The organism is Bacillus sp. G16 (genome assembly GCF_021282335.1).
GTDB lineage: Bacteria > Bacillota > Bacilli > Bacillales > Bacillaceae > Bacillus > Bacillus inaquosorum.
In genome coordinates, this window is the sequence record NZ_JAJSOZ010000009.1 from 48,793 (window position 1) to 75,288 (window position 26,496).

Here is a 26,496-nt window from a genome sequence, read left to right on the forward strand (position 1 = left end):
ATAGGAGGACGAATATGACTTGGAGAAAGAGCTATGAACGGTGGAAACAGACAGAAAATTTAGATCCGGAACTAAAAGAGCGTCTCGCTGAATTAGAGGGGAATGAACAGGCTCTTGAGGACTGCTTCTATAAAAACCTTGAATTCGGTACTGGCGGAATGCGCGGAGAAATCGGCGCCGGGACGAATCGCATGAATATTTACACTGTGCGCAAAGCATCAGCCGGGTTTGCGGCATATATCTTGCAGCAAGGTGAGGAAGCGCAAAAACGGGGCGTTGTCATTGCTTATGATTCCCGCCATAAATCGCCGGAGTTTGCGATGGAAGCGGCAAAAACACTTGCTACACAAGGAATCCAAACATACGTATTTGATGAGCTTCGCCCGACGCCGGAGCTGTCATTCGCTGTCAGACAGCTGAACGCCTATGGGGGAATTGTGGTGACGGCAAGCCATAATCCGCCTGAATATAACGGCTACAAAGTATACGGAGATGACGGCGGACAGCTGCCTCCAAAGGAAGCGGACATCGTCATTGATCAGGTAAATGCAATTGAAAATGAGCTGACGATCACAGTCGACGATGAAAAAGCGTTGAAAGAAAAAGGCTTAATCAAGATCATCGGTGAAGACATTGATAAAGTCTATACAGAAAAACTGACGTCCATTTCTGTTCATCCTGAGTTATCCGGAGAAGTAGAAGTAAACGTTGTTTTCACACCGCTGCATGGAACTGCAAATAAACCGGTTAGACGCGGTCTTGAAGCACTCGGCTACAAAAATGTAACGGTTGTCAAAGAACAGGAGCTGCCGGATTCAGACTTCTCTACTGTTAGCTCTCCAAACCCGGAAGAGCATGCGGCATTCGAATATGCCATTAAGCTAGGGGAGGAGCAGAACGCAGATATTCTCATCGCAACAGACCCTGACGCTGACCGCCTCGGCATTGCGGTGAAAAACGATCAAGGCAAATATACAGTGCTGACAGGAAACCAAACCGGTGCGCTGCTGCTTCATTACCTGCTTTCTGAAAAGAAAAAGCAAGGCATCCTGCCTGACAATGGTGTTGTGCTTAAAACAATCGTCACAAGTGAAATCGGGCGTGCTGTCGCTTCTTCATTCGGCCTTGATACGATTGATACGCTGACAGGCTTTAAGTTTATCGGTGAAAAGATTAAGGAATACGAGGCATCAGGCCAGTATACCTTCCAATTCGGTTATGAAGAGAGCTACGGTTACTTAATCGGGGATTTTGCCCGCGACAAGGACGCCATTCAGGCAGCGCTCTTGGCAGTTGAAGTTTGCGCGTTCTATAAAAAACAAGGAATGTCATTGTATGAAGCGCTCATCAATCTCTTCAACGAATACGGTTTTTATCGTGAAGGGCTGAAATCCTTGACGCTGAAAGGAAAACAGGGAGCAGAACAGATTGAAGCGATTTTGGCTTCCTTCAGACAAAATCCGCCGCAAAAAATGGCCGGCAAACAGGTTGTCACAGCCGAAGATTATGCTGTAAGCAAACGGACGCTTCTGACGGAAAACAAAGAAGAAGCGATCGATCTGCCAAAATCAAATGTACTGAAATACTTCCTGGAAGACGGGTCTTGGTTCTGCCTCCGCCCTTCCGGAACTGAGCCGAAGGTCAAATTCTACTTCGCTGTAAAAGGAACCTCTTTAGAAGACAGTGAAAAGCGTCTTGCCGCGCTTTCTGACGATGTAATGAAGGCTGTAGACGACATTGTAGAGGCTACAGCTAAATAGTTCAAGCATAAGCTGGATCATTGTAAATGATCCGGCTTTTTTCTTTTCTCATCCAAAAGTCTGAAAGAAAATCATCCCTCAAGCGAAGTAACGAAATACAAAAAACTGGTATAATCTTAAATAACAAGACCAATGCCGGAGTGAGAAACATGAGCAATACGAGGATGGAAAAATTAAAAACGCTGAAAACGATTGCGGAAACCTTAAATCAAGGGCACGATGTCAAAGCAACACTGGATGAGGTTTTAAAAGAATTGCTGAGTCTGACGAACCTTCAATCCGGATGGATTTTTTTGATCGAAGAAGACGGCTCCTATACGTTAGCGGCCGACGCTTATCTGCCCCCGGCTTTAAGCCGCAAGGAAAAAGTGCTGATGTGCGAAGGGGAGTGCTACTGCCTGACGAAATTCAATAACGGAGGGCTGAGAAGGGCCGCTAATATAATGAACTGCAAACGCATAGAATCAGCCGAGGAACTGCATTGTTTTGACACTGAAGGGATTACGCATCATGCAACTGTGCCTTTAGAAGACGGGGACAGGAGATTCGGATTGTTAAATGTAGCGGCAGCCGGAAAAACCATGTTTGATGAGGAAGAGCTGCATTTACTTGAGTCTGTCGCCTTTCAGATCGGAACGGCAATCCAGCGCATGAAGCTTTCAGAATATAAACAAAAAAATGCTCTTTTAATGGAGCGCAACCGCCTCGCTCAGGAGCTTCACGATTCCGTCAATCAAATGCTGTTTTCCGTCAGTTTAACAGCCAGAGCGGCAAAGACACTAACAAAAGATGAGAATTTGCAGCAGATGATTGATTTCATTCAAAACCTATCACAGGACGCGCTCGCAGAAATGAAAGCATTAATTTGGCAGCTTCGTCCCGGAGGATTGGAAAAAGGGTTGTCTGAAGCCATTAAAAGTTATGGCGCGCTCATCGGATTAAATGTCATTTTTACACAAAAAGGCTGTCTTGTTCTTACTGATGAGCAGGAGCATATGCTGTGGCGTATAGTACAGGAAGCTTTAAATAACTGCAAAAAGCATGCCGGTACTGATACGGCGTATGTCAGCCTGACTACTTCTTCGTACCATGCGGAGCTGGATATCATCGATCATGGGGCAGGGTTTCGCTATGAAGCGCATGACGGGGTGCCTTCACTTGGCATCAAGGGTATGAAAGAACGGGCAGTAAAAGCCGGCGCGGCGTTTGTGATTGAGTCAGAGCTTGGTGCGGGGACAAAGCTGTCCGTCAGGCTTCCGCTAACCAATCAGAAAGGAAGGACAGTGCAATGAAAATTGTAATTGCGGATGATCACCATGTTGTCAGAAAGGGGCTTCGTTTTTTCTTCGCCACTCAGGGTGATATTGAAGTTGCCGGCGAGGCCGCAACCGGAACAGAAGCTCTCCGTGTCATTGAAGAGACAAAGCCTGATCTTGTGCTGATGGATCTGTCTATGCCCGAGATGGACGGCATTAAAGCCATAAAAAAAGCAGTACAGCAATTTCCGGGCATTAATATCATTGTGCTGACGAGCTATTCCGATCAAGAGCACGTCATCCCGGCGCTGCAGGCGGGGGCGAAGGCGTATCAATTAAAGGATACGGAGCCAGAGGAATTGGTAAAAACACTAAGACAAGTGCATGCCGGCGAATACAAGCTTTCTTCAGCTATTATGCCCCATGTTTTGACACATATGAGAAATCAGCACGATCCGGAAAAAGAAAAATTTTATCAATTAACACGAAGGGAAAAGGACGTTCTGAACGAAATTGCCAATGGCAAAAGCAATAAAGAAATCGCGGCAGCCTTGTTTATTTCAGAAAAAACAGTGAAAACCCATGTGTCGAATCTTTTAGCAAAGCTTGATGTGGCCGACCGAACGCAAGCCGCGCTTTTCGCAGTGAAATATAACCTGAATGGAGAGATCACGAAATGAACATGTTAGTCATAAACGGTACGCCCAGAAAACATGGCAGAACAAGAATTGCCGCATCCTATATTTCAGCGCTGTATCACGCGGACTTGATTGATCTAAGCGAGTTTATATTGCCGATTTTTAATGGTGAAGCGGAGCAATCCGAACTTTTGCAGGTACAGGAGCTTAAGCAGCGCGTCACTAAAGCGGATGCGATTATCTTATTATCTCCTGAGTATCACAGCGGCATGAGCGGCGCTTTAAAAAATGCGCTGGATTTTCTAAGCAGCGAACAATTCAAATATAAGCCCGTTGCGTTATTGGCAGTGGCGGGAGGCGGAAAAGGCGGCATCAACGCGCTGAACAATATGAGAACGGTCATGCGGGGTGTCTACGCCAATGTCATTCCGAAGCAGCTCGTGCTTGATCCGGTGCACATTGATGTTGAAAATGCTGCAGTGACGGAAAATATAAAGGCCGGCTTGAAAGAGCTTGTCGAAGAACTCAGCCTGTTCGCAAAAGCAGGAAATCCCGGCGTCTGAACGCCGGGATTTGTTTATGTGAGCAAGGCTAATTGATCTTCGTAAGTCAGTTCTGTGGCATGATCAATATAACGGAGAAGGGAATACAGCATCTTTTCAAGAACGGCGTAATCCTGTTCAAAATGATACGCATGCAAAAAATGCTCGATTCGTTTTGATAACAAATCATCCTCTGTACGCACCATTAAAATCAATAAATTATCCCATTGAGAACGGTGAGTGTAATACAGCGCTTTATCGTAATCGGCATAATCCATGAATCGCTTCTCCTTTCTTGTGTGAGAAGTTCATGATTAGTTTATGCCGCATCCTATGTTATTGACGGGGCAAAACTTGGCGTCTGCGGCAGTACAGGGGTAGCAATATGAGGGAGACATAAAATCAAAATGCCTGAATGAAGCCATCGCTTTTGGAAATCCTATGAGAGAACATAAACTGGGTACAGGAGACTGAAAACATGAAATCTCTGCCGTATACCATTGCGCTTCTTTTTTGCGGATTAATCATCGTGTCAATGGCTGCAAAAGGGCATTCAACGGACACAAACGAGTCCGTTCAAAAGTGGGAAAAGCTCGCCTGGAGCAAAATTCAGGATGAATATAAGGGGGCTTCGTTTTCTGATTACGCTTATATGGGACGGACCGAGGTGAATGATGAGCAGACGAAAGATGTCTTTCGGGTGACGGTCAAACAGAATGACGCCACCTTTTCTGTTCGGGCCGAAGTCTATTTTCATCCGTTGACAAAACATATGATCAGCATCAACGTCTTTAGGCTCTAAGCAAAAAACTGTACAGCCCTGAGGCCATACAGTTTCTGTTTTTAGAAATATCGTTTTGCACCGAGATAGCGCTGTTTCCAGTAAGAGTTGTTCATACTGGAAATGACAACTCCGGAATCATTGGCATTAATGAACTCCCCGTTTCCAAGATAAATTCCGACGTGGGAAGGGCCTGCTTTATATGTTGTAAAGAAAACAAAGTCTCCGACAGCAGGCTGGCTGACAGATTTCATTGTGTTCCAATATCCGGCTGCCGTTAATCTTGATACGGATGTGACTTTGTTCAATGCATAGTAAATGAAACCGCTGCAGTCAAATCCGGCGGGTGTCGTGCCTCCCCAGCGATATGGAACCCCAAGCTGCTCTTTAGCGGCGGCAATCATAGTGTTGATTTTCGCGCTTGAAGAGCTGGTAGTGCTTGATGACCCGGATGAAGCAGAGGATGAAGATGAGGCTTTTCCGGTAATGACCAGCTTTTGGCCAACCTGCAAGACATCCGTTTTTAAATTGTTTTTCTCCCGAATCTGCTGAGCTGTTACATTAAACTTTTGAGCAATCACCCACAAGGAATCGCCGCTTTTCACCGTGTATGTAGTCGTCGTGCCGGAGCTTGCATTTGACGAAGAAGACGATGACGATGAAGAAGAGCCTGAAGATGCTTTACCTGTCAGCTTCAGCACTTGTCCGACGTACAGCACGTCTGATTTCAGATTGTTGCTGTTTCGGATTTGCTGTACAGTCAGGTTATAGTTGTTTGCAATTTTCCAAAGTGAATCTCCGCTTTTTACAGTGTATTTCGTTGTTGCTGAAGTTTGGTTCGAATTAGATGAAGTGTCTTTGGAAGACGTATTAGAACCAGTTGATTTTGTTTTTAACACTTGATTCACATAAATGGTGTCTGATTTTAAGTTGTTCAAAACCTTCAATTCAGCGACGGACATATTGACTTTGTTTGCAATTTTCCAAAGCGAATCTCCAAGCTTCACCTTATATGTTCCGGTAGAAGATGAAGAGCTTGAGCTCTTATTGGAACTGCTTTTTTTACTGGTACTAGAGCTGGAGCTTGAGGAAACCGTACCGGATACCTTTAATTTTTGCCCCGCACGAATCATGTCGCTGCTTAGGCCATTTAATTTTTTCAGTTCCTGCACCGTCATTTTATACTCATTTGCGATCAGCCAAAGTGAATCTCCGCTTTTCACTGTGTAAACAGAACTTCCGCTCTTCTTGGTTGTTGAGCTTGAAGTAGATGAAGTGCTGGAATTGCTGCCTGGAATGGTAAGCGTCTGGCCGATCGACAGAACAGTAGTCGAAAGATGGTTGGCGGATGTGATAGCCGCCACACTTGTATTGTAGTTTTGGGCCAGTTTCCATAAAGAATCTCCGCTTTTAACCTTAATCGTTGCTGCCTCAGCTGGTGCCACTGCTAAAGTTGTGCTGACAATCGCAGATGCTGTCAGCCCTGCTGCTAATTTCTTTTTCATCTGAGCTCTCCTTTTTCCCCCAATGATTTTGAATTCGCTGTTTCTTTTTTATATCGGCAGATTTGTCTCATCGTTTTGCCTTTTTTTTAAAACAGCCATATTATCTTAACAAAAAGGGGGAAAAAGGACATAAAAAAAGAAGGAATCATTTTCTATTCCTTCATTCTTAAAAGCTTCATGATATCTTCCTTGTTTTTAACAAGGTCGCGCAGCGTATAGTTGTCTAAAACCGCAAGATAGGCCATAAGCGCTTCATTAAGTACATGTTTTAAGCCGCACACCGGGGAAATAATGCAGAGATTCTTGTTCGCATCAAAACATTCCACAATATTAAAATCATCTTCCGTTTTTCTGACAACCTCACCGATATTGATGTCTTCAGGGTCCATGCCTAAACGTATGCCGCCGCCTCGTCCGCGTATCGTTTCTACGTAGCCGAGCTGGCCGAGCCTGTATATGACTTTCATGAGATGATTTTTTGAAATAGAATATGTTTCGGCAATCTGTTTTATATTTGAAAGTTCTCCGGGACGTTCTGCAGCCAGAAAAATCAACACTCTTAACGAATAATCTGTATAATTTGTTAACTTCATAATAAGACCTCATAATAAGACATTTTCTATATCTTATCATAATCGATCGAAAAATGAAAAAAAAGGAATTTTTCAATAAAAAACGTACACCCTGCCAGGTGCACGTTTTTTATTTACATGTGATTCGGTGGATTTTGGTTTTTACGGTTCTTATCGATTTCGGTGTTTTGCATTTTGCGTTCAAATGTAGACAGATAACGTGATGCAAAATCCTTTCCGCCAAGGCCGAAGGATAAACCGAAAGCGAGTGCGAAGCCGCTAAGCACGATAATGAACGCGGAATTGACGATTGTGTCAGCAACACCAAGCTGATCCAAGGCCATAAAGAAAGCAAGTGCGATAATCGTATATTTAGCAATCGCTGCTAAAGACTTGAATTCCTGGCCTTTAATGATGCTGGCGAGCACTTTTCGCACCATTTCTCCGGTGTAAAGGCCGATTCCGAGAATGAATACGGCGACAAGGACATTTGGAAGATACGCGATGATGCCAGTCGCAATCTCTACGAGGAAGTGCAGCTGAACAATTTGCAACGCCTCAGCTGTAAACAGCAGAATGACAATAATTTGTGCGATCATACCGACAATTTGAGACAGGGACAGCTTTGCAGGCGTTCCTGCTTCCATGCCCATTTTTCCTAACACAGAATCAAAGCCTGCACGATGGAGCAGTCCGGACACCATGGTGTTCACCCATTTTCCTGCCCACATACCCGCTAAAATAAGCACAATGGCAATGATGATATTCGGAAGCATGTTTAAAATGGTATTCAGCATAGAGACAGCCGGTTTCGAAATGCCGGCGACATCAAGCTGGTCAAGCGCAGAAATGACAACCGGTATTAAAATCAGCACATAAGCGATTGTTCCGATGACTGCAGAAAGGCTTGTATCTTTTAAATAAATAGATAAACCCATACGGGCAGCGAATCTTTCCGTGCCGATGCTTGCAAGGAAATTCGTAATGATGTCACGTACAAGACGGGCAACAAGCCAGCCGATTAAAACGATAAGCGCCGCAGCAAATAATTTCGGCAGAAAAGCGAGTACGCTTTCCATCATATTTGTAAACGGGCCTGAAATGCCGCTGATTTTCAAAGAAGATAAGACCCCTGGGAGGAAAACGAGCAGCACAAGGTAAAAGACAATTTGTGAAGCGGCATTGACTGCCTGATGAATATCTTTCCCTTCAGACACCAAATTCCACTTGCGCACCTTGTCACTCGTGCTCAGCTTCATCCCGATTTTTTTGACAAGGAAGCTCAATACAGAGGCTGCAGCCCATCCTAACAGCAGGAGGAGTCCGGCCTTCAGCACGCTCGGGATAGCCGCTGTAATTGCGGAAAGCATGCTGACAAACGGTGATGCCACTGTTGTCAGGTGCAAAATGTTAAAGAATAAAATAAAGACGATAATCAATGCAATAAAATAAACGACCTTGCTTATGACTTTTTCCGAGGAATAGCGTGATGGCTTTTTTCCAGCAAAGAGCTTGTCGTCGATTTTTGTATTTCTGAGCCCTTTGTATACCGTTTTTTCAATGATTTTAGCGATAGCCCATCCGATTAATAAGACGAGTAAGGCAATGATTAAGTTTGGCAGCTTACTGAGATAAGAAGAAAGCATGTCTGCTACATTCAATTGGTATCGCTCCTTTTTTTCGTAATATGATGTGTTTTTACCCACTGACACAATCGGCAAACAGCTGAATGTGCGGGGCGAATTTTTTTCTTGCCCAAGTGCGGCTATCATCTTTTGTCAGGCGGGCTCATACATTATAGATAAGTCCAAGTAGGGGGGATTCGGTTGAACGCGGAGGAGAAGAAGGGATTACAGCGGGCAATTGAGGAAATTACCGAAATTGCAAAGGGATTCGGCCTTGATTTCTACCCGATGAGATATGAAATCTGCCCGGCTGAAATTATTTATACATTCGGCGCGTACGGGATGCCGACAAGATTCAGCCACTGGAGCTTCGGCAAGCAGTTTCACAAAATGAAGCTGCATTATGATCTTGGATTAAGCAAGATTTATGAGCTGGTCATTAACTCAGATCCATGCTACGCTTTTTTGCTGGACAGCAACTCACTGATCCAAAATAAATTGATTGTTGCTCACGTTCTCGCCCATTGTGATTTCTTCAAAAACAACTGCCGCTTCCAAAACACGAAGCGCGATATGGTGGAAAGCATGGCGGCAACGGCCGAGCGGATTAAACACTATGAACAGGTTCACGGGATAAAGGAAGTCGAGGCTTTTTTAGACGCGATCCTATCGATTCAGGAGCATATCGATCCGTCTTTGGTCCGTCCGAAGCTCCTATGGAGTGTGGATGATGAGGAAGAGGAGCTTGAAGAGGCAGCGACGCCTTACGATGATTTATGGTCTTTAGATGAAAAGAAACCGAAAAAACAAGTGAAAAAATCAAAAAAACCTTTCCCGCCGCGGCCGGAAAAAGATATTCTGCTTTTTATCGAGGAGCATTCCCGGGATCTAGAGCCGTGGCAGCGTGATATTTTAACGATGATGAGAGAGGAAATGCTTTATTTCTGGCCTCAACTGGAAACAAAGATTATGAATGAGGGCTGGGCTTCCTATTGGCACCAGCGAATTATACGTGAGCTTGATTTAACTTCTGATGAAGCGATAGAGTTTGCCAAGCTGAATGCAGGTGTCGTCCAGCCGTCCAAAACGGGTATCAACCCTTATTATTTAGGACTGAAAATTTTTGAAGACATTGAGGAGCGGTACAACAACCCGACTGAGGAAATGAAGAAAATAGGCGTAAAGCCTGACTCGGGCCGGGAGAAAATGTTTGAGGTCAGGGAAATTGAATCCGATATCTCTTTCATCCGCAATTATTTAACAAAAGACTTAGTCATGCGGGAGGATCTTTATTTATTTCAAAAGCAGGGCAGAGATTATAAAATCGTCGATAAAGAGTGGGAGTCGGTGCGCGACCAGCTCGTGAGCATGCGGGTAAACGGCGGGTTTCCGTATTTGACAGTAAACGACGGCGATTATATGAAAAATAACGAGCTCTATATTAAGCATTGGTATGAGGGCATAGAGCTGGATTTGAAATATTTGGAGAAGGTGCTCCCTTATTTATTTCAGCTTTGGGGGAGAAGCGTGCACATCGAGTCTGTGCTTGAGGATAAGGAAGTCGTGTTTTCGTATGACGGAAAAGGTGTTCACCGCAGGTACCTTTAAAAAAAGAGGATGCAGCGTTCTGCATCCTCTTTTTTTATTTTCCTGTTTTCAAAATCTTAAAGATAATTTTTGCCTGGTCGGTATTGTTAATCAGTCCGCGGAATTTCTCTTTTCCTGGACCGTACGCGTATACCGGCACTTCTTCGCCCGTATGATCGGTACTCGTCCAGCCGCTGTTAGACCGTGTGTTCAGGATCTTGATGATGGCTTTATAGGCGCCTTTGTCCTTGTCAGCCTGGGCTGCTGTTTCAACGCTTTTGATTTCTTCAGTTGTGAAGTCAAGGTCAGTATAGCGGGCGAGCACATCTTTTGCCGGTTTGCCCTCATTGATTTTCTTTGCCATAAATTCAGGTGTTTTTTTGGCGGCGAGAATCGGCTCCGCGTGCCAATTCTTTTCGCCGTTTGCGCCAATGGTAAATCCGCCGGTTGTATGGTCAGCAGCTGCAATGACAAGCGTGTGTTTATCTTTTTTCGCAAAGTCAATCGCGGCTTTATAGGCCTGTTCAAAATCTTTAACCTCGCTCATGGCTCCTACTGTATCATTGTCATGGGCCGCCCAGTCGATTTGGCTGCCTTCGACCATTAAGAAAAATCCTTTTTTATTTTGGTTCAGACGGTCAATGGCTGAAACCGTCATGTCTTTGAGAGAAGGTGTTTTGCTGTCACGGTCCAGCGCTTTAGCAAGCCCTCCGTCTGCGAAAAGCCCAAGCACCTGCTGATCTTTATTCTTCTTCAGCGCTTGTTTTGTTGTCACATAGCTGTAGCCTGCTTGTTTGAATTCCTTCGTTAAATTTCTGTCCTTACGGTTAAAATACGATTTTCCGCCGCCAAGCAAAACGTCTATTTTTTGTTTGCCTTTTATTTTGTCATCCATATAGCTGTTGGCGATTTGGTCCATGTTTTTCCGAGATTCGTTGTGGGCGCCATATGCGGCAGGGGTGGCGTGATTTATTTCAGACGTTGCGACAAGACCGGTCGATTTGCCTTGCTGTTTGGCTTCTTCGAGCACAGATTTTACTTTTTTTCCGCTTTGATCGACGCCAATTGCATTGTTATATGTCTTAATGCCTGTCGCCAATGCAGTTCCGGCTGCAGCTGAGTCCGTAATATTATAGTCAGGGTCATCCGGGTGCGTCATCATCATGCCTGTCAGGTTCCGGTCAAATTCAGTTAACTTCGGGTTATTCGGTGTTTCACCGTTATTTTTCATGGAACGGTAGGCGTTTATGTACGATGCTCCCATGCCGTCACCAATCATCACAATGACATTTCTGATCTCGTCTTTGTTTTGTTTTTTGGCGCTTGCTTTTTCGGTCTGCTGCAGTTCTGCACCGGCGAATATGCCGGCTGTAAGCACGGAAACAGCTGCGATGGGCACAAGTTTTGATTTCAAGTTTTGAAACAGACTCATTTTTTTGCAGGCCTCCTTTAATGTATTCTGTATATTATGTTAGGGGAATTTTGTTAAATGCGGCTGTTGACCGTGTAAACATTAAGTAAAGCATTGTAACTGAAATGAAAAACGTCGTTTCGTTATTTTGTCTTATTTGGTTCAAAGCATTCATTTTTCCAGAAAAATCTTTACCTCTCTGTCCTTGCATGATATGTTTGTTTAAATAAAAAAACTGCGGTTCTCCGCAGCTTTCCCCGAATACTCTTTATCACTCATTCTTCCAATATGTGTGTAGACCCCGAAAGTTTTTCATTTATTTCCTTTAAGTTGAAAAACCTCCCAAATCACATGACAAAAGGACTCGTTTTTTGTCACCTTTGAAACGAAAATGAAATATTTAATACCCTTACAAACTTTTTTTTAGAACGAATAATTAAGAAATTTGTCACATGAAGTCAAGTCTATTTCTATTGGGAATCTATCCTTATAATAGAAAACAATAAGATTAATTTAAAAAAAGAGATCAATATATATAGATATAAATATTTGGGGAGGAAAATATGAAAAAGCAAATCATTACAGCCACAACAGCAGTAGTTTTAGGATCGACATTATTTGCAGGAGCGGCATCTGCACAAAGCATCAAGGTGAAAAAAGGCGACACGTTATGGGAACTTTCAAGAAAATACGACACAACGATCAGTAAAATTAAATCAGAGAACCACCTTCGTTCAGACATCATTTACGCAGGGCAGACTTTATCGATTAACGGCAAATCTACAAGTTCAAAAAGCAGCAGTTCTTCATCTTCTTCTACATACAAAGTAAAGAGCGGGGACAGCCTTTGGAAAATTTCGAACAAATACGGCATGACAGTCAGTGAACTGAAAAAACTGAATGGCTTAAAATCAGATTTGCTCCGCATTGGACAAGTCCTGAAACTGAAAGGTTCAACAAGTTCAAGCAGCTCCAGCTCATCTAAGGTGTCATCGTCTTCAACTTCTACATATAAAGTAAAGAGCGGAGACAGCCTTTCTAAAATTGCGAGCAAATATGGCACAACAGTTAGCAAATTAAAAAGCTTAAACGGCTTAAAATCAGATTTAATCTATGCCGGCCAAGTGTTGAAAGTGAAAGGAACAAGCTCAAGCACAGGATCAAAAAATGTTTCTTCCAGCACTTCATCATCTTCAAGCAGCAAAACGTCATCTACATCACTTAATGTGAGCAAGCTGGTTTCTGATGCAAAAGCGTTAGTCGGAACGCCATACAAATGGGGCGGAACGACGACTTCCGGCTTTGACTGCAGCGGGTTCATCTGGTACGTACTGAATAAACAAACAAGTGTGGGCAGAACAAGCACTGCGGGCTACTGGAGTTCTATGAAGAGCATTGCCAACCCGTCTGTCGGTGATTTCGTCTTCTTCACAACATATAAATCCGGCCCTTCTCACATGGGGATTTACGTTGGAAACAACAGTTTCATTCATGCAGGATCTGACGGCGTACAAATCAGCAGCCTGAACAACAGCTACTGGAAGCCTCGTTACCTCGGTGCGAAAAGATTCTAATTTTAGAAGGAAACCCGTTCATTGGAACGGGTTTTTTTCATTAGACGGAGCTCATCCGTTTTGGTTGCATCTAAAAATGAAAATGTGATAAAAAATCCAAGAATTTTTTTTCTTTCTTATTTTCATAAAGGGCGATTGCGTAAGCGCCGGCATAGGGCAGCTGTACAGATTGATAAGGGATTTTGATCATCTGTTTCTCTGCCAACTCACGCTTTACCGTAGATAAGGGTAGAAATGAAACCCCGAGTCCTTCCTTGATAAACCGTTTCGTTATATGTGTTTGTGTGACTTTCATTGTTCTCACAAATGGAAATGTCACTCTGACTTGACGGAGCAAGTCGTCCCAGTAATCAGGATGATTGTGGGTCAAAAGCAGGTATTGCTCGAGCACCTCTTTGGCATCAATTTCTTTGTCTGCCATGAAACGCTGATCGGGCGGGGCAACAAGGACAACAGGGTCTTTATATAAGCAGTGGCAGGTTAAAGAGGAAGACTGCACCTTTAAACAGCTCAGTCCGATATCTGCTTCCCCGGCTTTAATCAGTGACGCGATTTCTGCCGATTCAAAAATCGTTACTGCCATTTCAGTTTCTGTATTCATTGCTGTGTACCGCTTCATGACAGATGGAAGCACAGTATCTGCGATAAGCGGAGAAACTGCGAGCTGTAAGGTTTGACAGTAGCCTTGTCTCACTCTGTGAAGCTCTGCCATGCTGTTTTCGTAATCATCAAGAAGCCTGAGTGCATACGGCAAATAAGCCCTGCCTTCATCAGTCAGCTGGATCTTCCTGCCTTTGCGCTCGAACAGCTTGCAGCTGATTTCTTTTTCTAATTGCTTAATATGCACGGTCACAGTAGGCTGAGATAAAAAAAGCGTTTCCGCTGTTTTTCGGAAGTTTTCATATTTCGCAGCGGTCACAAAGGTGTGTAGCCATTTAAAATCCATTTCTCTTCTCCCTCTGATTAATAATTTTAATTAATTCCCTTTAAAATATTCAATATTTTTTAAATATTATATTTACTATAATAACAGAAAAGGATAGGGGGAATACAATTGGTACATTACGGATTAAAGGGAATTACATGTGTGGAAACATCTATCAGCCATATTGATGGCGAAAAAGGCCGCCTGATTTACAGAGGGCATCATGCAAAAGACATCGCCCTGAATCACAGCTTTGAAGAAGCGGCTTATTTAATTTTATTTGGGAAACTGCCGTCATCTGAAGAATTGCAGACATTTGAAGAGAAGCTTGCTGCGGAGCGGCATTTGCCGGAACACATAGAGCGCTTGATTCAGTCACTGCCAAACAACATGGACGATATGTCGGTGCTGAGAACGGTTGTTTCAGCATTGGGGGAAAATGCGTACACGTTTCATCCGAAAACAGAAGAAGCAATTCGGCTGATTGCAATCACGCCTTCCATCATTGCGTACAGAAAACGATGGACGCGAGATGAAAAAGCAATTGCGCCATCTTCCCAGTACGGACATGTCGAAAACTACTATTACATGCTCACAGGTGAACAGCCTTCAGAGGCAAAAAAGAAAGCGCTTGAAACATATATGATTCTGGCCATGGAGCACGGCATGAACGCCTCCACTTTTTCTGCACGTGTCACATTATCTACAGAGAGTGATTTAGTGTCAGCTGTCACTGCTGCTCTCGGCACGATGAAAGGCCCGCTGCACGGAGGCGCTCCTTCTGCGGTGACCAAAATGCTTGAAGACATTGGAGAAAAAGAAAATGCTGAAGCTTATCTGACAAAAAAACTCGAGAAAGGAGAGCGCCTGATGGGGTTCGGCCATAGGGTGTACAAGACGAAGGACCCGCGGGCAGAAGCTCTGAGACAGAAAGCAGAAGAGGTGGCCGGCAATGACCGCGACCTTGATCTTGCACTGCACGTAGAAGCAGAAGCGATTCGTTTGCTTGAAATCTACAAACCGGGACGCAAGCTATATACAAATGTTGAATTTTATGCGGCTGCTGTGATGAAGGCGATTGATTTTGACGATGAATTGTTCACACCGACCTTTTCAGCAAGCCGAATGGTAGGGTGGTGCGCCCATGTGCTGGAACAGGCAGAAAACAACATGATTTTCCGCCCGTCAGCGAAATATACAGGTGCCATTCCTGAAGAAGTTCTTTCATAACATATTTTGCTGTTTATTCGCTTCTATAGCGTGGTAACGTTCAGTATCAACCACATGTCTAGGAGTGAAGAATATGAACCCAATGGACAGACAAACAGAAGGGCAAGAGCCGCAGCATCAGGACAGACAGCCGGGCATTGAGTCACAAATGAATCCGCTGCCTCTGTCAGAGGACGAGGATTATCAAGGAAGCGGAAAACTGAAAGGAAAAGTCGCGATCATTACTGGGGGCGACAGCGGAATAGGGAGGACGGCAGCGATTGCGTTTGCTAAAGAAGGGGCCGATATCTCCATTCTTTACTTAGATGAGCATTCTGACGCAGAGGAAACGCGTAAACGGATCGAAAAGGAACATGTCCGCTGCCTGCTTATCCCGGGAGATGTCAGGGACGAGAACCATTGTGAACAAGCTGTGCAGCAAACAGTGGACCATTTTGGTAAACTCGATATCTTGGTGAACAACGCTGCTGAACAGCATCCGCAGGACAGCATTCTCAATATTTCAACAGAACAGCTGGAAAAAACATTTCGCACAAACATTTTTTCCATGTTTCATATGACGAAGAAAGCTTTGCCTCACCTTAAAGAGGGGAGTGCCATTATTAATACGACATCGATTACCGCTTATGAAGGCGATACGATGTTAATTGATTATTCCAGCACAAAGGGTGCGATTGTCTCCTTTACGCGGTCCATGGCGATGTCCCTTGCGGATAAAGGCATCAGAGTGAATGCGGTGGCGCCCGGCCCAATTTGGACACCGCTTATTCCGGCGACATTCCCGGAGGAAAAAGTGAAACAGCATGGCTTGGATACCCCAATGGGAAGACCGGGACAGCCGGTTGAGCATGCAGGCGCCTATGTCCTGCTGGCGTCTGATGAATCTTCCTATATGACAGGTCAGACCATCCACGTAAATGGCGGCCGTTTTATTTCAACATAATGAAACGAAAAACCAGCATGATTGCTGGTTTTTTTGCGTGGCAAGATATTTCAAAATAAAAAATTTGTCGATTTTTCCAAAAATTTTGTTTTCATTTTTGTGATTTTATATATAATATTGAGTAGGAGAAAGGAATGATTCGCCACCGGTACAAATAGAGTAGAAAAAAAGAAAAATGACCATTGTCACTCATGAATTCAGAAAATTCAAATAAAATATATAAAAATAGATAATTAGTCTAGGAGTTGAAGGGGAATGAAAGGGAGCGTATTTAGGAAGAAAAGCATTCAGGATTTACTCGCTGCGACGAGCGGTGAAAAATCTTTAAAAAGAGAATTAGGGGCATTCGACTTAACATTGCTTGGAATAGGAGCCATTATTGGCACAGGGATTTTTGTACTGACGGGAACAGGTGCAGTCACGGCTGGTCCCGGACTAACCGTTTCATTTGTTGTAGCGGCGCTGGCTTGTTTATTCGCTGCCCTGTCTTACGCAGAATTTGCTTCAAGTGTGCCTGTTTCTGGTTCGGTGTACACATTCACTTATGCGACTTTGGGAGAGCTTATGGCCTTCATTATCGGGTGGGATTTAATTTTAGAGTACATGCTGGCGGTAAGCGCGGTGTCAGTCGGCTGGTCTGGTTATTTCCAATCGTTTTTATCAGGGCTCGGCATTCATCTTCCGGTTGCTTTAACAGCGGCACCTGGGGCGGTAAAAGGTACATTTACCATTTTTAATCTGCCTGCATTCGTGATTGTGATGGCGATAACGTTTTTGCTTTATTTAGGGATCAAAGAATCAAAAAGAGTCAACAACATCATGGTTATCTTGAAAGTGCTTGTCGTTCTGCTGTTTATCGCGGTGGCAGCCGTTTACGTGAAGCCGCATAACTGGCAGCCGTTTATGCCGATGGGCTTTGGCGGCGTATTCAGCGCAGCGGCGCTCGTATTCTTTGCTTTTATCGGATTTGACGCTGTATCCTCTGCTGCGGAAGAGACAAAAAATCCTGCGAAGGATCTGCCTAAAGGCATTATTTTCTCATTATTGGTTTGCACGGTTTTATATGTCACCGTATCAGCGATCATGACAGGGGTTATCCCGTTTGCCCAGTTTGCGGGTGTGGATCATCCGGTTTCTCTCGTCCTTCAAAGCGCCGGGCAAAACTGGGTGGCAGGCATCATTGATATTGGCGCCGTTTTGGGAATGACAACAGTTATGCTTGTGATGCTTTATGGACAGACACGCGTCATGTTTGCCATGTCGCGTGATGGACTGGTGCCGGGTTCACTTTCTAAGGTGCATCCAAAGCACAAAACACCTTATGTAGCCACTTGGTTTTTCGGAACGATGTCGGCGCTTCTAGGCTCACTTGTTCCGCTGGATGAACTTGCAAAACTGGTAAACATCGGAACGCTGTCAGCGTTTGTGCTGATTTCTGTGGCAGTTATTGTTTTGAGAAAGAAACAGCCGGATCTTCCGAGAGCCTTTAAATGCCCAGGGGTTCCGGTTATCCCAGGCCTGGCGATTCTGTTCTGCCTGTTCTTAATTTTAAATCTTGGATGGGTGACGATTGTCCGCTTCCTTGTGTGGCTGTTAATCGGCTTGGCAATCTATTTCCTGTATTCAAGAAAGCATTCAAAATTAAATCAATAATCTTGTGATTAAGAGAGCGGCCATACAGGCCGCTCTCTCTTTTATGTTCTTGGCAAATGAATCTATAGAAATGAAGACAAAAATAAGAGATAATATAGGCTGGAAAGGAAGTGACGTTTATTGTCTGAGCAAAAACCAGTCCAATGGGCTTCGAAAATCGGTTTCGTCATGGCAGCCGCCGGCTCGGCTATCGGCTTAGGCGCGATATGGAAGTTCCCTTATGTAGCGGGGACCAATGGAGGAGGCGCCTTTTTTCTTATCTTTGTGTTATTTACCATTCTCTTGGGCTATCCGCTTTTAGTGGGAGAATTTATTTTTGGAAGACGGAACCAGACGAATGCCATTGATGCATATAAAAAAGAAGCGCCGAGAACAGCTTGGTTTCTTACAGGATGGATCGGCGTGGCCGCATGTTTCTTAGTGCTGTCGTTCTACAGTGTAATCGGAGGATGGATTTTGCTATATATAGTGAAAACAGCGTCAGGATCACTGTCAGGGCTTACCCAAGCACAGTATGGCGCTCTTTTTGCTTCTATTATTCAAAATCCTATGCAGACACTCGCGGCTCAGCTTGTTTTTATGGTGTTGACTGTTATAGTAGTCGCCAGGGGTGTTCAAAAAGGGATTGAACGAGTCAGTGCGGTGATGATGCCGATTTTGTTTTTACTGTTTATTCTGCTCGTTCTTCGGTCTCTCACACTTAATGGTGCGATGGAAGGCGTAAAATTTTTGCTTGTGCCTCATTTCGGCGATCTGACTCCGGAATCCATATTATTCGCGCTGGGACAAGCCTTCTTTACGTTAACACTGGGGGTTTCGGTGATGGTGACTTACAGCTCCTACTTGCCGAAAACACAAAACGTCCCACGCTCGGCAGCCTCCATTGTCGTGATGAATATCATTGTGACTCTCTTGGCGGGCTTGGCCATTTTTCCGGCGGTTTTCTCATTCGGGTTTCAGCCAAATGAAGGTCCGACATTGCTGTTTACAGTGCTTCCGGCTGTTTTTGAACAGCTTCCGTTCGGCACCTTGTTTTTTATCGGCTTTCTCGTTGCGTTTTTATTTGCAGCCTTAACCTCCGCTTTTTCGATGGTTGAAATTATTGTGGCTACGATCGGAAAAGGGGACGAAAAGAAGAGAATAAAACTGTCATGGACGAGCGGGCTTTTGATCTTCTTGGTCGGAATCCCTTGTTGCTTGTCTTATGGTGTATTGAGCGATGTACACATGTTTGGTAAAACGTTTTTTGATATTGCCGATTTTACCGTCAGCAATGTTTTGATGCCATTAGGCGCTCTGTTAATTTCTCTTTTTATCCCGCTGAAAATTCCGAAACAAGAGCTCTTGGCAGAAATGAGAAACGGATCAAATGCAAGTAAAGCATTCTTTTATACATGGTTTTATTTGCTTCGTTTTATCGTGCCGTTGGCAATTATTATTGTATTCTTAAATTTAATCGGTATTTTATCATTTTAAACAACAGGCTCCGTTCCCGGAGCCTGTTTTGTTTAACAAGACGAGATCAGCGGAGTCCACGCCATTTTCAGTTTTTGGATACCGAGCCTAATGTCCTCTTCTGACAATCCGCCATAACCGATTAAAACAGAAACAAATGGCGGCTGTCCTTTATAAGAGGGAGATACGGGGTAGATGATTACACCATTGTCGGCGGCTGCTTTAATTGCTTCTTCCTCACCTGCTGGAAACAAAAGCCGCAGCACGATATGAAGCCCGGAGTTTTTTCCGAGAACTTCAACGCTGTTTCCTAGTTCAGACCGTATGGCCTCTAACAGGACAGCGTGTTTTTTTCGGTATAAGGCTCTCATTCTGTTTACATGTTTTTGCCACTCTCCGCTTTCGATGAAGTCCGCCAGTGCCATTTGCGAGTGGGAAGAGACCGTTTGCTTCATTAAATGAGCGTTTTTTCCGACCGATTCCATCAGCGCGGGAGGCAAAATCATGAAGCTGAGCCGCAAGGTAGGCAGCAGTGATTTTGAAAAAGTGCCGAGATAGATGACTCTGCCATTCGGATCAAGCCCTTGCAAAGACGGAATGGGCTGGCCGCTGTAGCGAAATTCTCCATCGTAATCATCCTCGATAATGAACGAGTGTGCTTCTTTTGCCCATGCCAGAAGCTCCTGTCTGCGGGCTATCGTCATAATGGTCCCGAGCGGAAACTGATGCGAAGGAGTCGTATACAAGAGGTGCGGATTCCGCTGTTTAAGCTCACCTGGCAGGACGCCTTCTTCATTAGAACAAATAGGAATGACAGTCATGTGATTTGCTTCAAACATCCTTCTTGACCGGTGAAATCCCGGTTCTTCAAAACCGATTTTTGTTCCGCGCCCAAGCGTAAGACAAAGAATTTGCAGAAGCACGGTGGTTCCTCCGCCGATGATGATCTGGCCGGGCTCGCAATTTACTCCCCGAGACAGCCTGACATAATGGGCAATCATCTGCCTGAGTTCAGGTTCTCCTAGAGGATCGCCAGAGGTGTGGAACGATCCGGAATAGCGGTCCAGACTTTTTACTATGCTTTTTCTCCATGCGTTAAAGGGGAAGTGTGCCGGATCAACATTGCCTTGGTGAAAATCAATAGCAGGTGCGTTTTCTTCATGTAAGACCGGTTGCGTAGACTGCTGAAAATGTACAGGAGCCGCTGGGAAGTCTGCTTCTACTCCCGCCGCGAACCAGCCGACTTTTGGCTTGCTTTTGACATAGCCCTCAGCAGTTAATTGCTCGTAAGCACGTTCGATTGTTGCCGTACTGACACCGAGCGAGCCGGAGAGCATGCGTTTTGACGGAAGCTTTGTTCCCTTCGTTATTCTCGCATGTGAAATTTCTTGTTTAAAAAAGGTATAAAGCTGCTCATACAGCGGTGTTTTGCTTTTTTTATCAAGAAACGGCGTGATATCCATCGTATATCTCCTTTATATCTGGCATGGTCATTTTTTCTGATATTGGCTATTTGGCAAATGCCATTTATTAGCTATGATCATTGTAACGAAAGGAAAGGGGATTGAGAAGATGATACATATGAAACAACTAACCACGAAAGAAGAATGGGCCGAGTCGTTTCCGGTAATGAGTGAATTGAGAACAGAACTGGATGAAGAGACGTATTTACAAAGGCTTGAAGCCTGTGTGCGGAAAGAATCGTATATGCTGTTTGCCTTATATGAGGATACAGCAATCAGGGCGCTGTGCGGCGCGCTGCCGAGGGTTTCCATTCATAAAGGAGAGCACTTATGGATTGCGGATCTTGTGACAACCGCGCCTTGCCGATCAAAGGGATACGGCAAAATGCTTTTGGATTATGCCGCAGACTGGGCGAGAAAAGCCGGATTTGGCTCTGTCAGTCTTTCATCTGGCCTTCAGCGTAAAGACGCACACCGATTTTATACAGACAAAATGGGCTTTACTATAGAAAGCTACTTGTTTCGAAAGCCAGTGTAATGAAAAAAGACGCCTCTTCAGGCGTCTTTCTTTTAAAAGCCAAACTGTAAATTGGTATCAACAGATACAATGGTATACACACAAATAATTACAAAGAGATTAAGGACGACGCCGAGCAGGCCGGGGCCTGTGCGCCCTCTCTTGATGAAGAGCTCAATAATGCCAAACGGAACGGCAGCCATGGCGAACGGAAGCATTTGATAGGAATAAATTGTGACGTTGCTGATAATCGCCAAATTCAGCAAGAGCAGGGACAGAATCGCTGTCCCGACTGAAATCCAGCCGAATACATTGTGTTCTTTAAAAATTCTTACCAGTTCCATAATTCCACCTCGCCGACATTCGCTGATTTTACAGATTTGTTTTTCAGCATGCGTTGAATTTCCTTTGTTGGTCCTGTAACGACCGAACCGTATACATTGACACCGTTTTTCTCTACATAATCCAATCGGTTATCCACTTTCAGGTCTTTTCGTTTGGAAATGACCTGTGCCCATTTTTCATGCTTGGACATGAATGTCAGGGCGTTGATAAACTGATCGCCATTTGATTTGCCTTTTGAATTAAGCGCAGCCAAGAACTTTGAATCCTTTCCAGGATAGCCAAGCGGCTCTGCGTATACTGTATCGTTTGTGTTTTTCTCTGTTTCGATTGCATTCCATAAAAAGCTCACATCATAGCCTTTGAACTTGTTATACACTTCTTTTGTCGGGTATGCGCGGTCATATGAGAGGTAGACCTCGGATACAGTTCCTTCAGGCAATGTCTTTAACGTTTTTTCTGCTTTTGCGGTTGTTTGTTCTGACGCACTTGATGGGTGTGTAAAGTAATGGCCGGTTTTATGCACTTCTAGGTCATAGTAGTTAACGGCCGGCGCTTTCACTTTATTATAAAACATCTCAACCCGTTCATTCCCTACTGCGACCGTCTTCGTACCGATCTGCTTTTGCAGCGGGAATTCCGTATTCATGCCAAACAGCTTCACTTGGCTTTTCAGTCCGGATGTATCGACAAGAACATTCGGCATAGTTAGGGCTACAGTGACTGCGGCGGTTTCCATAAACTCATTGCCGGTGCTGTGTTTTCCTCCCATTCCGTAATAGAGGTAGCTTCCCAGCGTACAAAGCGGCAAAATCATCAATGTCGAAATGACGGCAAGCACAGAAATTCGCAAATAAGACTTGCGTTTGCCGTAGGCTAAAATCGCTTTTTGTTTTTCAGGACTGATGCTGACATCCCAATCGTTATCGTCCTGCAGCTCGCTGTCAATCAATTCCTGATACACTTCGAGCTTCTCAAGTTCTTCCTCAAATGCGGTCATTTCCTGGTCGCTCATTTCCCCGTTTTTATATTGATCAAAACGCTTTTTAAATTCTTCATTCATCATTAACACCTCTATTATAAAGTGCTTTCAGCCGCTGTCTGGCACGAAATAAAACACTTTTAAAATTCGCCTCTGAAATATTCATAATATGGGATGCTTCTTTGTAATTTAACTCTTTTAAATAATATAGCGTTAAGGCCTCCCGATAATTATCGGGGAGCTCGGACATATAACCAGTCAGCACTTCCTTTATCTCTACCTGGTGGGCAGGGCTCTGAACAGCATTTTGAAAGAGGCTTCCGATCAAGTCATCAGAAATGGTTACTTCTTTCTTATGCTTTCTGACGTAATCAATGAAGGCGTTTCGCGCCACTTGAAAAAGCCAGGGCTTTACTTTGCTGTGATCATAGGAGTGAATGTGTATGTATGCCCGCATAAAGGTTTCCTGCAGCAAGTCTTCGGCAAGATGCTTGTCTTTTGTCATGGAGAGCAGGAACCTGTAAACATCATTCATGTACATTTGGTAAATTTCATCGATCGTCACTGCCTTTTCTCCCCTCTATCTTATACACGTATAAGAAAGGTTTAAAGTTACACATTACGTGCAAACGGCTTTTTTATACCTAATCAAACACCATTTATATATAGTAACCAAAATTGGCCGCAAAAGATAGTACCGAGAAATGTTTAACATTTTTGCCAGCGGGGAAAAGATAGTGAAAAAGTGAAGGAGTGGCACAATGGAATATACCAGTATAGCAGACACAGGAATCAAAGCCTCCAGAATCGGCCTCGGCACATGGGCGATTGGCGGAACCATGTGGGGAGGCACGGACGAAAAAACATCAATCAAAACAATCCGCGCCGCTCTTGATCAGGGGATCACACTGATTGACACCGCGCCGGCTTACGGCTTCGGGCAGTCCGAGGAAATCGTCGGGAAGGCGATAAAGGAGCACGGCAAAAGAGATCAGGTGATTCTCGCAACAAAAACGGCTCTGGACTGGAAGAACAACCAGCTGTTCCGCCATGCGAACAGAGCGAGAATCATAGAGGAAGTCGAGAATTCTTTGAAACGGCTTCAAACGGATTATATTGATCTTTATCAGGTGCATTGGCCTGATCCGCTTGTGCCAATTGAAGAAACGGCTGAAGTCATGAAGGAATTATATGATGCCGGGAAAATCCGGGCGATTGGCGTCAGCAATTTTTCAGTTGAGCAAATGGATACATTTCGCGCCGCTGCACCGCTTCATACGACTCAGCCGCCATATAATCTGTTTGAAAGAGAAATTGAAGAGAATGTACTACCGTATGCGGAAGACAAACAGATCACAACATTATTATACGGCAGTTTATGCAGAGGGCTGTTAACAGGCAAAATGACCGAAGAGTATACATTTGAGGGCGACGATCTGCGAAATCACGATCCGAAATTCCAGAAGCCCCGCTTTAAAGAGTATCTTTCTGCTGTCCATCAATTGGACGAGCTGGCGAAGGCACGTTATGGAAAATCAGTGATTCACTTGGCCGTCAGATGGATCTTAGACCAGCCGGGGGCGGATATCGCTCTTTGGGGGGCAAGAAAGCCTGAGCAGGTTGGGGCGGTATCTGAGATTACAGGCTGGACACTGAGCAGTGAAGATCAAAAAGACATCAGTACCATATTGGAAAATACGATATCAGACCCGGTCGGGCCGGAGTTTATGGCACCTCCGACCAGGGAGGAAATATAACAAAAGCTGAGGGCGAATCCTCAGCTTTTTCGCGTTTTAACCTGAGAAATCATAAAAATTAGTACCAGGTAATAAAAAATGTTGTTATAATAAGTAACAGAAAGAATCATTGATTACGACAAAGGAAGTGCGATATGTATAAGTTTTGTGCTAATGCTTTAAAAGTTATTCTTTCTCTTCGCGGAGGAGTGAAGGTGTATAACAAAGAAAACCTTCCGGCCGATTCAGGTTTTGTCATCGCGTGTACACACTCTGGCTGGGTTGATGTGATCACACTCGGAGTCGGGATTCTTCCTTATCAAATACACTACATGGCGAAAAAAGAGCTGTTTCAAAATAAATGGATCGGTTCGTTTCTGAAGAAAATTCATGCCTTTCCGGTAGATCGGGAAAACCCCGGGCCAAGCAGTATTAAAACACCGATTAAGCTGCTGAAAGAAGGAGAGATCGTAGGTATCTTCCCAAGCGGAACAAGAACCTCTGAGGACGTGCCTTTGAAAAGAGGTGCGGTAACGATTGCGCAAATGGGGAAAGCGCCGCTCGTTCCCGCTGCTTATAAAGGGCCTTCAAGCGGAAAGGAATTATTCAAAAAAGGTAAAATGAAGCTTATTATCGGTGAACCTCTTCAACAGGCTGATTTTGCCCACCTGCCGTCAAAGGAAAGACTCGCAGCAATGACAGAGGCTTTGAATAACAGTATTAAAGAGCTTGAAATGAAGCTGGAGCAGTTATAAACCATCATTACTTGCACGCACTGGTTTCCCGATTGTTTATAAGTTCCTTGGCAATTAGCTATACTAATTGAGGAATTGATTATTGGGAAAGGTTACGGAAAATGAAAAAAATCATTGTAGTAGGGGCTGGGATTTTAGGAGCGTCAACAGCATATCAGTTAGCCAAAATGGGGGCTGAGGTTCTTGTTATAGATCGGAAAGATAAGGGACAGGCCACCCATGCGGCGAAAGGCATTATTTGTCCATGGCTGTCACCCAGGAAAAATCAGGCGTGGTACAGGATGGCGAAGGCAGGAGCCCACTTTTACCCCTGTTTCATAGAGGAGCTTAGAAAAGAAGGCGAGAAAGAAACGGGTTATGCTCCTGTTGGTGCTCTTAGTGTACATCACGAGAAAGAAAAGATAGAAAAAATTGAAAAAAGGGTGCAGGAACGTAAACCAGATGCCCCGGAAATCGGTGAGATTTCCTTTCTTTCTGAAATGAAAACCGCTGGAATGTTTCCGATGCTGGCTAAACGGTACCATTCCATTCATATAAGCGGAGCAGCCCGAGTGGATGGTGAAGTGCTGAGAGATGCATTAGTTCGTTCTGCTCAAAGAATGGGAGCCGTTTTTTTAACAGGCGATGCCAAGCTTCAATATCATTCAAAACGAGTGACAGGCGTATCCGTCGGTGATGAAAGTTATGCTGCTGACGAGGTGATTGTTTGTGCCGGTGTATGGGCAGACCAATTGCTGGCGCCTTTAGGCATTCACTTCAAAGTAAGCGTGCAAAAAGCGCAAATCATATATGTGCAGGTTCCGGCCGCAAACAATATGGAAAGCTGGCCTGCTGTGATGCCGCCTTCTAAGGAATATCTGTTAGCTTATGCTGACAAGAGAATGGCCATCGGAGCGACTCGTGAAGATAACATAGAAGGACATGATGTACGGATAACGGCCGGCGGGCTGCAGGAGTTGTTGAACAAGGGGTTAGAAATGGCTCCTGGTTTAGAAAACAGCACCTTTCAGGAGGCAAGAGTCGGTTTACGCCCTTTTACCCCAGGTGATGTGCCGGTGATCGGACGTCTTCCCGGCTGGGACGGGATAATAGCAGCAAATGGGCTTGGATCGTCAGGATTGACTATGGGGCCCTATATGGGGCAACAGCTGGCGAAGCTGGCTCTCAAAATGGATGTAGATATCAATTTAGAGGATTATGATATAAAAAAAGCAGCAGAAGTTCATTGAACATCTGCTGCTTTT

Annotated in this window: 25 protein-coding genes; 15 read left to right on the top strand and 10 right to left on the bottom strand. The window is 44.5% G+C overall.

Annotation, left to right across the window (positions count from 1 at the left end; all coding sequences use genetic code 11):
* Nucleotides 1–14: 14 nt before the first annotated feature.
* The 4 genes from pgcA to LWH95_RS13280 all read left to right on the top strand — a co-directional run bounded on the left by pgcA (nt 15) and on the right by LWH95_RS13280 (nt 4,217).
* Entirely contained in the window at nt 15–1,760 is a 1,746-nt protein-coding gene (pgcA, locus tag LWH95_RS13265; protein WP_232919746.1) for a phospho-sugar mutase, read from the top strand.
* A 149-nt stretch (nt 1,761–1,909) separates the two neighbouring features.
* Entirely contained in the window at nt 1,910–3,052 is a 1,143-nt protein-coding gene (locus tag LWH95_RS13270) for a GAF domain-containing sensor histidine kinase (RefSeq protein WP_232919747.1), read from the top strand.
* Entirely contained in the window at nt 3,049–3,696 is a 648-nt protein-coding gene (locus LWH95_RS13275) for a response regulator (protein ID WP_232919748.1), read from the top strand. The genes LWH95_RS13270 and LWH95_RS13275 overlap by 4 nt, the downstream gene beginning before the upstream one ends.
* On the top strand, nt 3,693–4,217 hold the full coding sequence (locus tag LWH95_RS13280; RefSeq protein ID WP_003239579.1) for an NADPH-dependent FMN reductase: 525 nt from the start codon (nt 3,693–3,695) through the stop codon (nt 4,215–4,217). The genes LWH95_RS13275 and LWH95_RS13280 overlap by 4 nt, the downstream gene beginning before the upstream one ends.
* Nucleotides 4,218–4,231: 14 nt before the next feature.
* On the opposite strand, the gene LWH95_RS13285 is transcribed toward LWH95_RS13280, so the two are convergent.
* Nucleotides 4,232–4,474: a YhdB family protein gene (locus LWH95_RS13285; protein WP_003224139.1), complete on the bottom strand. Its 243-nt coding sequence runs from the start codon at nt 4,472–4,474 to the stop codon at nt 4,232–4,234.
* Between the two features lie 200 nt (nt 4,475–4,674).
* On the opposite strand from LWH95_RS13285, the gene LWH95_RS13290 reads away from it, so the two are divergent.
* On the top strand, nt 4,675–4,998 hold the full coding sequence (locus tag LWH95_RS13290) for a YqzG/YhdC family protein (protein WP_148982708.1): 324 nt from the start codon (nt 4,675–4,677) through the stop codon (nt 4,996–4,998).
* A gap of 41 nt (nt 4,999–5,039) precedes the next feature.
* On the opposite strand, the gene LWH95_RS13295 is transcribed toward LWH95_RS13290, so the two are convergent.
* The 3 genes from LWH95_RS13295 to LWH95_RS13305 all read right to left on the bottom strand — a co-directional run bounded on the left by LWH95_RS13295 (nt 5,040) and on the right by LWH95_RS13305 (nt 8,715).
* Complete coding sequence (locus LWH95_RS13295) at nt 5,040–6,482, bottom strand: C40 family peptidase (RefSeq protein WP_148982706.1); 1,443 nt, start codon at nt 6,480–6,482, stop codon at nt 5,040–5,042.
* A gap of 152 nt (nt 6,483–6,634) precedes the next feature.
* Nucleotides 6,635–7,075, bottom strand: a complete 441-nt coding sequence (nsrR, locus tag LWH95_RS13300; RefSeq protein ID WP_003239574.1) for a nitric oxide-sensing transcriptional repressor NsrR — start codon at nt 7,073–7,075, stop codon at nt 6,635–6,637.
* Between the two features lie 113 nt (nt 7,076–7,188).
* Nucleotides 7,189–8,715, bottom strand: a complete 1,527-nt coding sequence (locus LWH95_RS13305; protein ID WP_442860843.1) for a mechanosensitive ion channel — start codon at nt 8,713–8,715, stop codon at nt 7,189–7,191.
* A 165-nt stretch (nt 8,716–8,880) separates the two neighbouring features.
* Between LWH95_RS13305 and spoVR the strand changes: the two genes are divergently transcribed.
* Complete coding sequence (gene spoVR, locus LWH95_RS13310) at nt 8,881–10,287, top strand: stage V sporulation protein SpoVR (protein WP_003239572.1); 1,407 nt, start codon at nt 8,881–8,883, stop codon at nt 10,285–10,287.
* 34 nt (nt 10,288–10,321) lie between these two features.
* Here spoVR and phoA read toward each other — a convergent pair whose 3' ends face one another.
* On the bottom strand, nt 10,322–11,698 hold the full coding sequence (gene phoA / locus LWH95_RS13315) for an alkaline phosphatase PhoA (protein WP_232919749.1): 1,377 nt from the start codon (nt 11,696–11,698) through the stop codon (nt 10,322–10,324).
* 542 nt (nt 11,699–12,240) lie between these two features.
* Here phoA and LWH95_RS13320 point away from each other — a divergent pair.
* Nucleotides 12,241–13,251, top strand: a complete 1,011-nt coding sequence (locus LWH95_RS13320) for a C40 family peptidase (protein ID WP_003239569.1) — start codon at nt 12,241–12,243, stop codon at nt 13,249–13,251.
* Nucleotides 13,252–13,321: 70 nt separating this feature from the next.
* Here LWH95_RS13320 and citR read toward each other — a convergent pair whose 3' ends face one another.
* Nucleotides 13,322–14,197, bottom strand: a complete 876-nt coding sequence (citR, locus tag LWH95_RS13325; protein WP_003239568.1) for a transcriptional regulator CitR — start codon at nt 14,195–14,197, stop codon at nt 13,322–13,324.
* 108 nt (nt 14,198–14,305) lie between these two features.
* Here citR and citA point away from each other — a divergent pair, with 108 nt between their 5' ends.
* From citA to LWH95_RS13345, 4 genes are all read left to right on the top strand, one after another.
* On the top strand, nt 14,306–15,406 hold the full coding sequence (gene citA / locus LWH95_RS13330; protein WP_133488118.1) for a citrate synthase CitA: 1,101 nt from the start codon (nt 14,306–14,308) through the stop codon (nt 15,404–15,406).
* A 73-nt stretch (nt 15,407–15,479) separates the two neighbouring features.
* Entirely contained in the window at nt 15,480–16,349 is an 870-nt protein-coding gene (locus tag LWH95_RS13335; RefSeq protein WP_232919750.1) for an SDR family oxidoreductase, read from the top strand.
* A gap of 255 nt (nt 16,350–16,604) precedes the next feature.
* Complete coding sequence (bcaP, locus tag LWH95_RS13340) at nt 16,605–18,002, top strand: branched-chain amino acid transporter BcaP (RefSeq protein ID WP_003239563.1); 1,398 nt, start codon at nt 16,605–16,607, stop codon at nt 18,000–18,002.
* Nucleotides 18,003–18,122: 120 nt separating this feature from the next.
* Nucleotides 18,123–19,478, top strand: a complete 1,356-nt coding sequence (locus LWH95_RS13345) for a sodium-dependent transporter (protein WP_060398262.1) — start codon at nt 18,123–18,125, stop codon at nt 19,476–19,478.
* Between the two features lie 32 nt (nt 19,479–19,510).
* Here LWH95_RS13345 and pdxR read toward each other — a convergent pair whose 3' ends face one another.
* Complete coding sequence (gene pdxR / locus LWH95_RS13350) at nt 19,511–20,920, bottom strand: MocR-like pyridoxine biosynthesis transcription factor PdxR (RefSeq protein WP_232919751.1); 1,410 nt, start codon at nt 20,918–20,920, stop codon at nt 19,511–19,513.
* Nucleotides 20,921–21,029: 109 nt separating this feature from the next.
* On the opposite strand from pdxR, the gene LWH95_RS13355 reads away from it, so the two are divergent.
* Nucleotides 21,030–21,458 (top strand): GNAT family N-acetyltransferase, encoded by a 429-nt coding sequence (locus LWH95_RS13355; RefSeq protein WP_019257909.1) that lies wholly within the window; start codon nt 21,030–21,032, stop codon nt 21,456–21,458.
* A 32-nt stretch (nt 21,459–21,490) separates the two neighbouring features.
* On the opposite strand, the gene LWH95_RS13360 is transcribed toward LWH95_RS13355, so the two are convergent.
* Genes LWH95_RS13360 through sigM form a run of 3 tightly spaced genes read right to left on the bottom strand, consistent with a single transcriptional unit; the run spans nt 21,491 to nt 23,326 of the window.
* Nucleotides 21,491–21,781: a hypothetical protein gene (locus tag LWH95_RS13360; RefSeq protein WP_003239559.1), complete on the bottom strand. Its 291-nt coding sequence runs from the start codon at nt 21,779–21,781 to the stop codon at nt 21,491–21,493.
* Nucleotides 21,769–22,845 (bottom strand): anti-sigma factor, encoded by a 1,077-nt coding sequence (locus LWH95_RS13365; protein WP_080010757.1) that lies wholly within the window; start codon nt 22,843–22,845, stop codon nt 21,769–21,771. The genes LWH95_RS13360 and LWH95_RS13365 overlap by 13 nt, the downstream gene beginning before the upstream one ends.
* Nucleotides 22,835–23,326: an RNA polymerase sigma factor SigM gene (gene sigM, locus LWH95_RS13370; protein WP_003224177.1), complete on the bottom strand. Its 492-nt coding sequence runs from the start codon at nt 23,324–23,326 to the stop codon at nt 22,835–22,837. The genes LWH95_RS13365 and sigM overlap by 11 nt, the downstream gene beginning before the upstream one ends.
* A 196-nt stretch (nt 23,327–23,522) precedes the next feature.
* On the opposite strand from sigM, the gene LWH95_RS13375 reads away from it, so the two are divergent.
* The 3 genes from LWH95_RS13375 (at nt 23,523) to LWH95_RS13385 (ending at nt 26,481) form a co-directional block, all read left to right on the top strand.
* Nucleotides 23,523–24,518 (top strand): aldo/keto reductase, encoded by a 996-nt coding sequence (locus LWH95_RS13375; protein WP_232919752.1) that lies wholly within the window; start codon nt 23,523–23,525, stop codon nt 24,516–24,518.
* Nucleotides 24,519–24,652: 134 nt separating this feature from the next.
* Nucleotides 24,653–25,252 (top strand): 1-acylglycerol-3-phosphate O-acyltransferase, encoded by a 600-nt coding sequence (locus LWH95_RS13380; protein ID WP_019257912.1) that lies wholly within the window; start codon nt 24,653–24,655, stop codon nt 25,250–25,252.
* 101 nt (nt 25,253–25,353) lie between these two features.
* A complete protein-coding gene (locus LWH95_RS13385) occupies nt 25,354–26,481 on the top strand; it encodes an NAD(P)/FAD-dependent oxidoreductase (RefSeq protein ID WP_232919753.1) in 1,128 nt (375 codons plus the stop codon).
* Nucleotides 26,482–26,496 lie beyond the last annotated feature (15 nt).

Bases quoted from the DNA above. Each gene is read 5' to 3' on its own strand.
- LWH95_RS13280 (WP_003239579.1), top strand. From the start codon at position 3,693: ATGAACATGTTAGTCATAAACGGTACGCCCAGAAAACATGGCAGAACA.
- phoA (WP_232919749.1), bottom strand. From the start codon at position 11,698: ATGAGTCTGTTTCAAAACTTGAAATCAAAACTTGTGCCCATCGCAGCT.
- bcaP (WP_003239563.1), top strand. From the start codon at position 16,605: ATGAAAGGGAGCGTATTTAGGAAGAAAAGCATTCAGGATTTACTCGCT.
- LWH95_RS13360 (WP_003239559.1), bottom strand. From the start codon at position 21,781: ATGGAACTGGTAAGAATTTTTAAAGAACACAATGTATTCGGCTGGATT.
- LWH95_RS13365 (WP_080010757.1), bottom strand. From the start codon at position 22,845: ATGATGAATGAAGAATTTAAAAAGCGTTTTGATCAATATAAAAACGGG.
- pdxR (WP_232919751.1), bottom strand. From the start codon at position 20,920: ATGGATATCACGCCGTTTCTTGATAAAAAAAGCAAAACACCGCTGTAT.
- LWH95_RS13285 (WP_003224139.1), bottom strand. From the start codon at position 4,474: ATGGATTATGCCGATTACGATAAAGCGCTGTATTACACTCACCGTTCT.
- LWH95_RS13270 (WP_232919747.1), top strand. From the start codon at position 1,910: ATGAGCAATACGAGGATGGAAAAATTAAAAACGCTGAAAACGATTGCG.
- LWH95_RS13295 (WP_148982706.1), bottom strand. From the start codon at position 6,482: ATGAAAAAGAAATTAGCAGCAGGGCTGACAGCATCTGCGATTGTCAGC.
- LWH95_RS13385 (WP_232919753.1), top strand. From the start codon at position 25,354: ATGAAAAAAATCATTGTAGTAGGGGCTGGGATTTTAGGAGCGTCAACA.
- citR (WP_003239568.1), bottom strand. From the start codon at position 14,197: ATGGATTTTAAATGGCTACACACCTTTGTGACCGCTGCGAAATATGAA.
- LWH95_RS13320 (WP_003239569.1), top strand. From the start codon at position 12,241: ATGAAAAAGCAAATCATTACAGCCACAACAGCAGTAGTTTTAGGATCG.
- nsrR (WP_003239574.1), bottom strand. From the start codon at position 7,075: ATGAAGTTAACAAATTATACAGATTATTCGTTAAGAGTGTTGATTTTT.
- LWH95_RS13355 (WP_019257909.1), top strand. From the start codon at position 21,030: ATGATACATATGAAACAACTAACCACGAAAGAAGAATGGGCCGAGTCG.
- LWH95_RS13335 (WP_232919750.1), top strand. From the start codon at position 15,480: ATGAACCCAATGGACAGACAAACAGAAGGGCAAGAGCCGCAGCATCAG.
- LWH95_RS13290 (WP_148982708.1), top strand. From the start codon at position 4,675: ATGAAATCTCTGCCGTATACCATTGCGCTTCTTTTTTGCGGATTAATC.
- pgcA (WP_232919746.1), top strand. From the start codon at position 15: ATGACTTGGAGAAAGAGCTATGAACGGTGGAAACAGACAGAAAATTTA.
- LWH95_RS13380 (WP_019257912.1), top strand. From the start codon at position 24,653: ATGTATAAGTTTTGTGCTAATGCTTTAAAAGTTATTCTTTCTCTTCGC.
- LWH95_RS13275 (WP_232919748.1), top strand. From the start codon at position 3,049: ATGAAAATTGTAATTGCGGATGATCACCATGTTGTCAGAAAGGGGCTT.
- LWH95_RS13375 (WP_232919752.1), top strand. From the start codon at position 23,523: ATGGAATATACCAGTATAGCAGACACAGGAATCAAAGCCTCCAGAATC.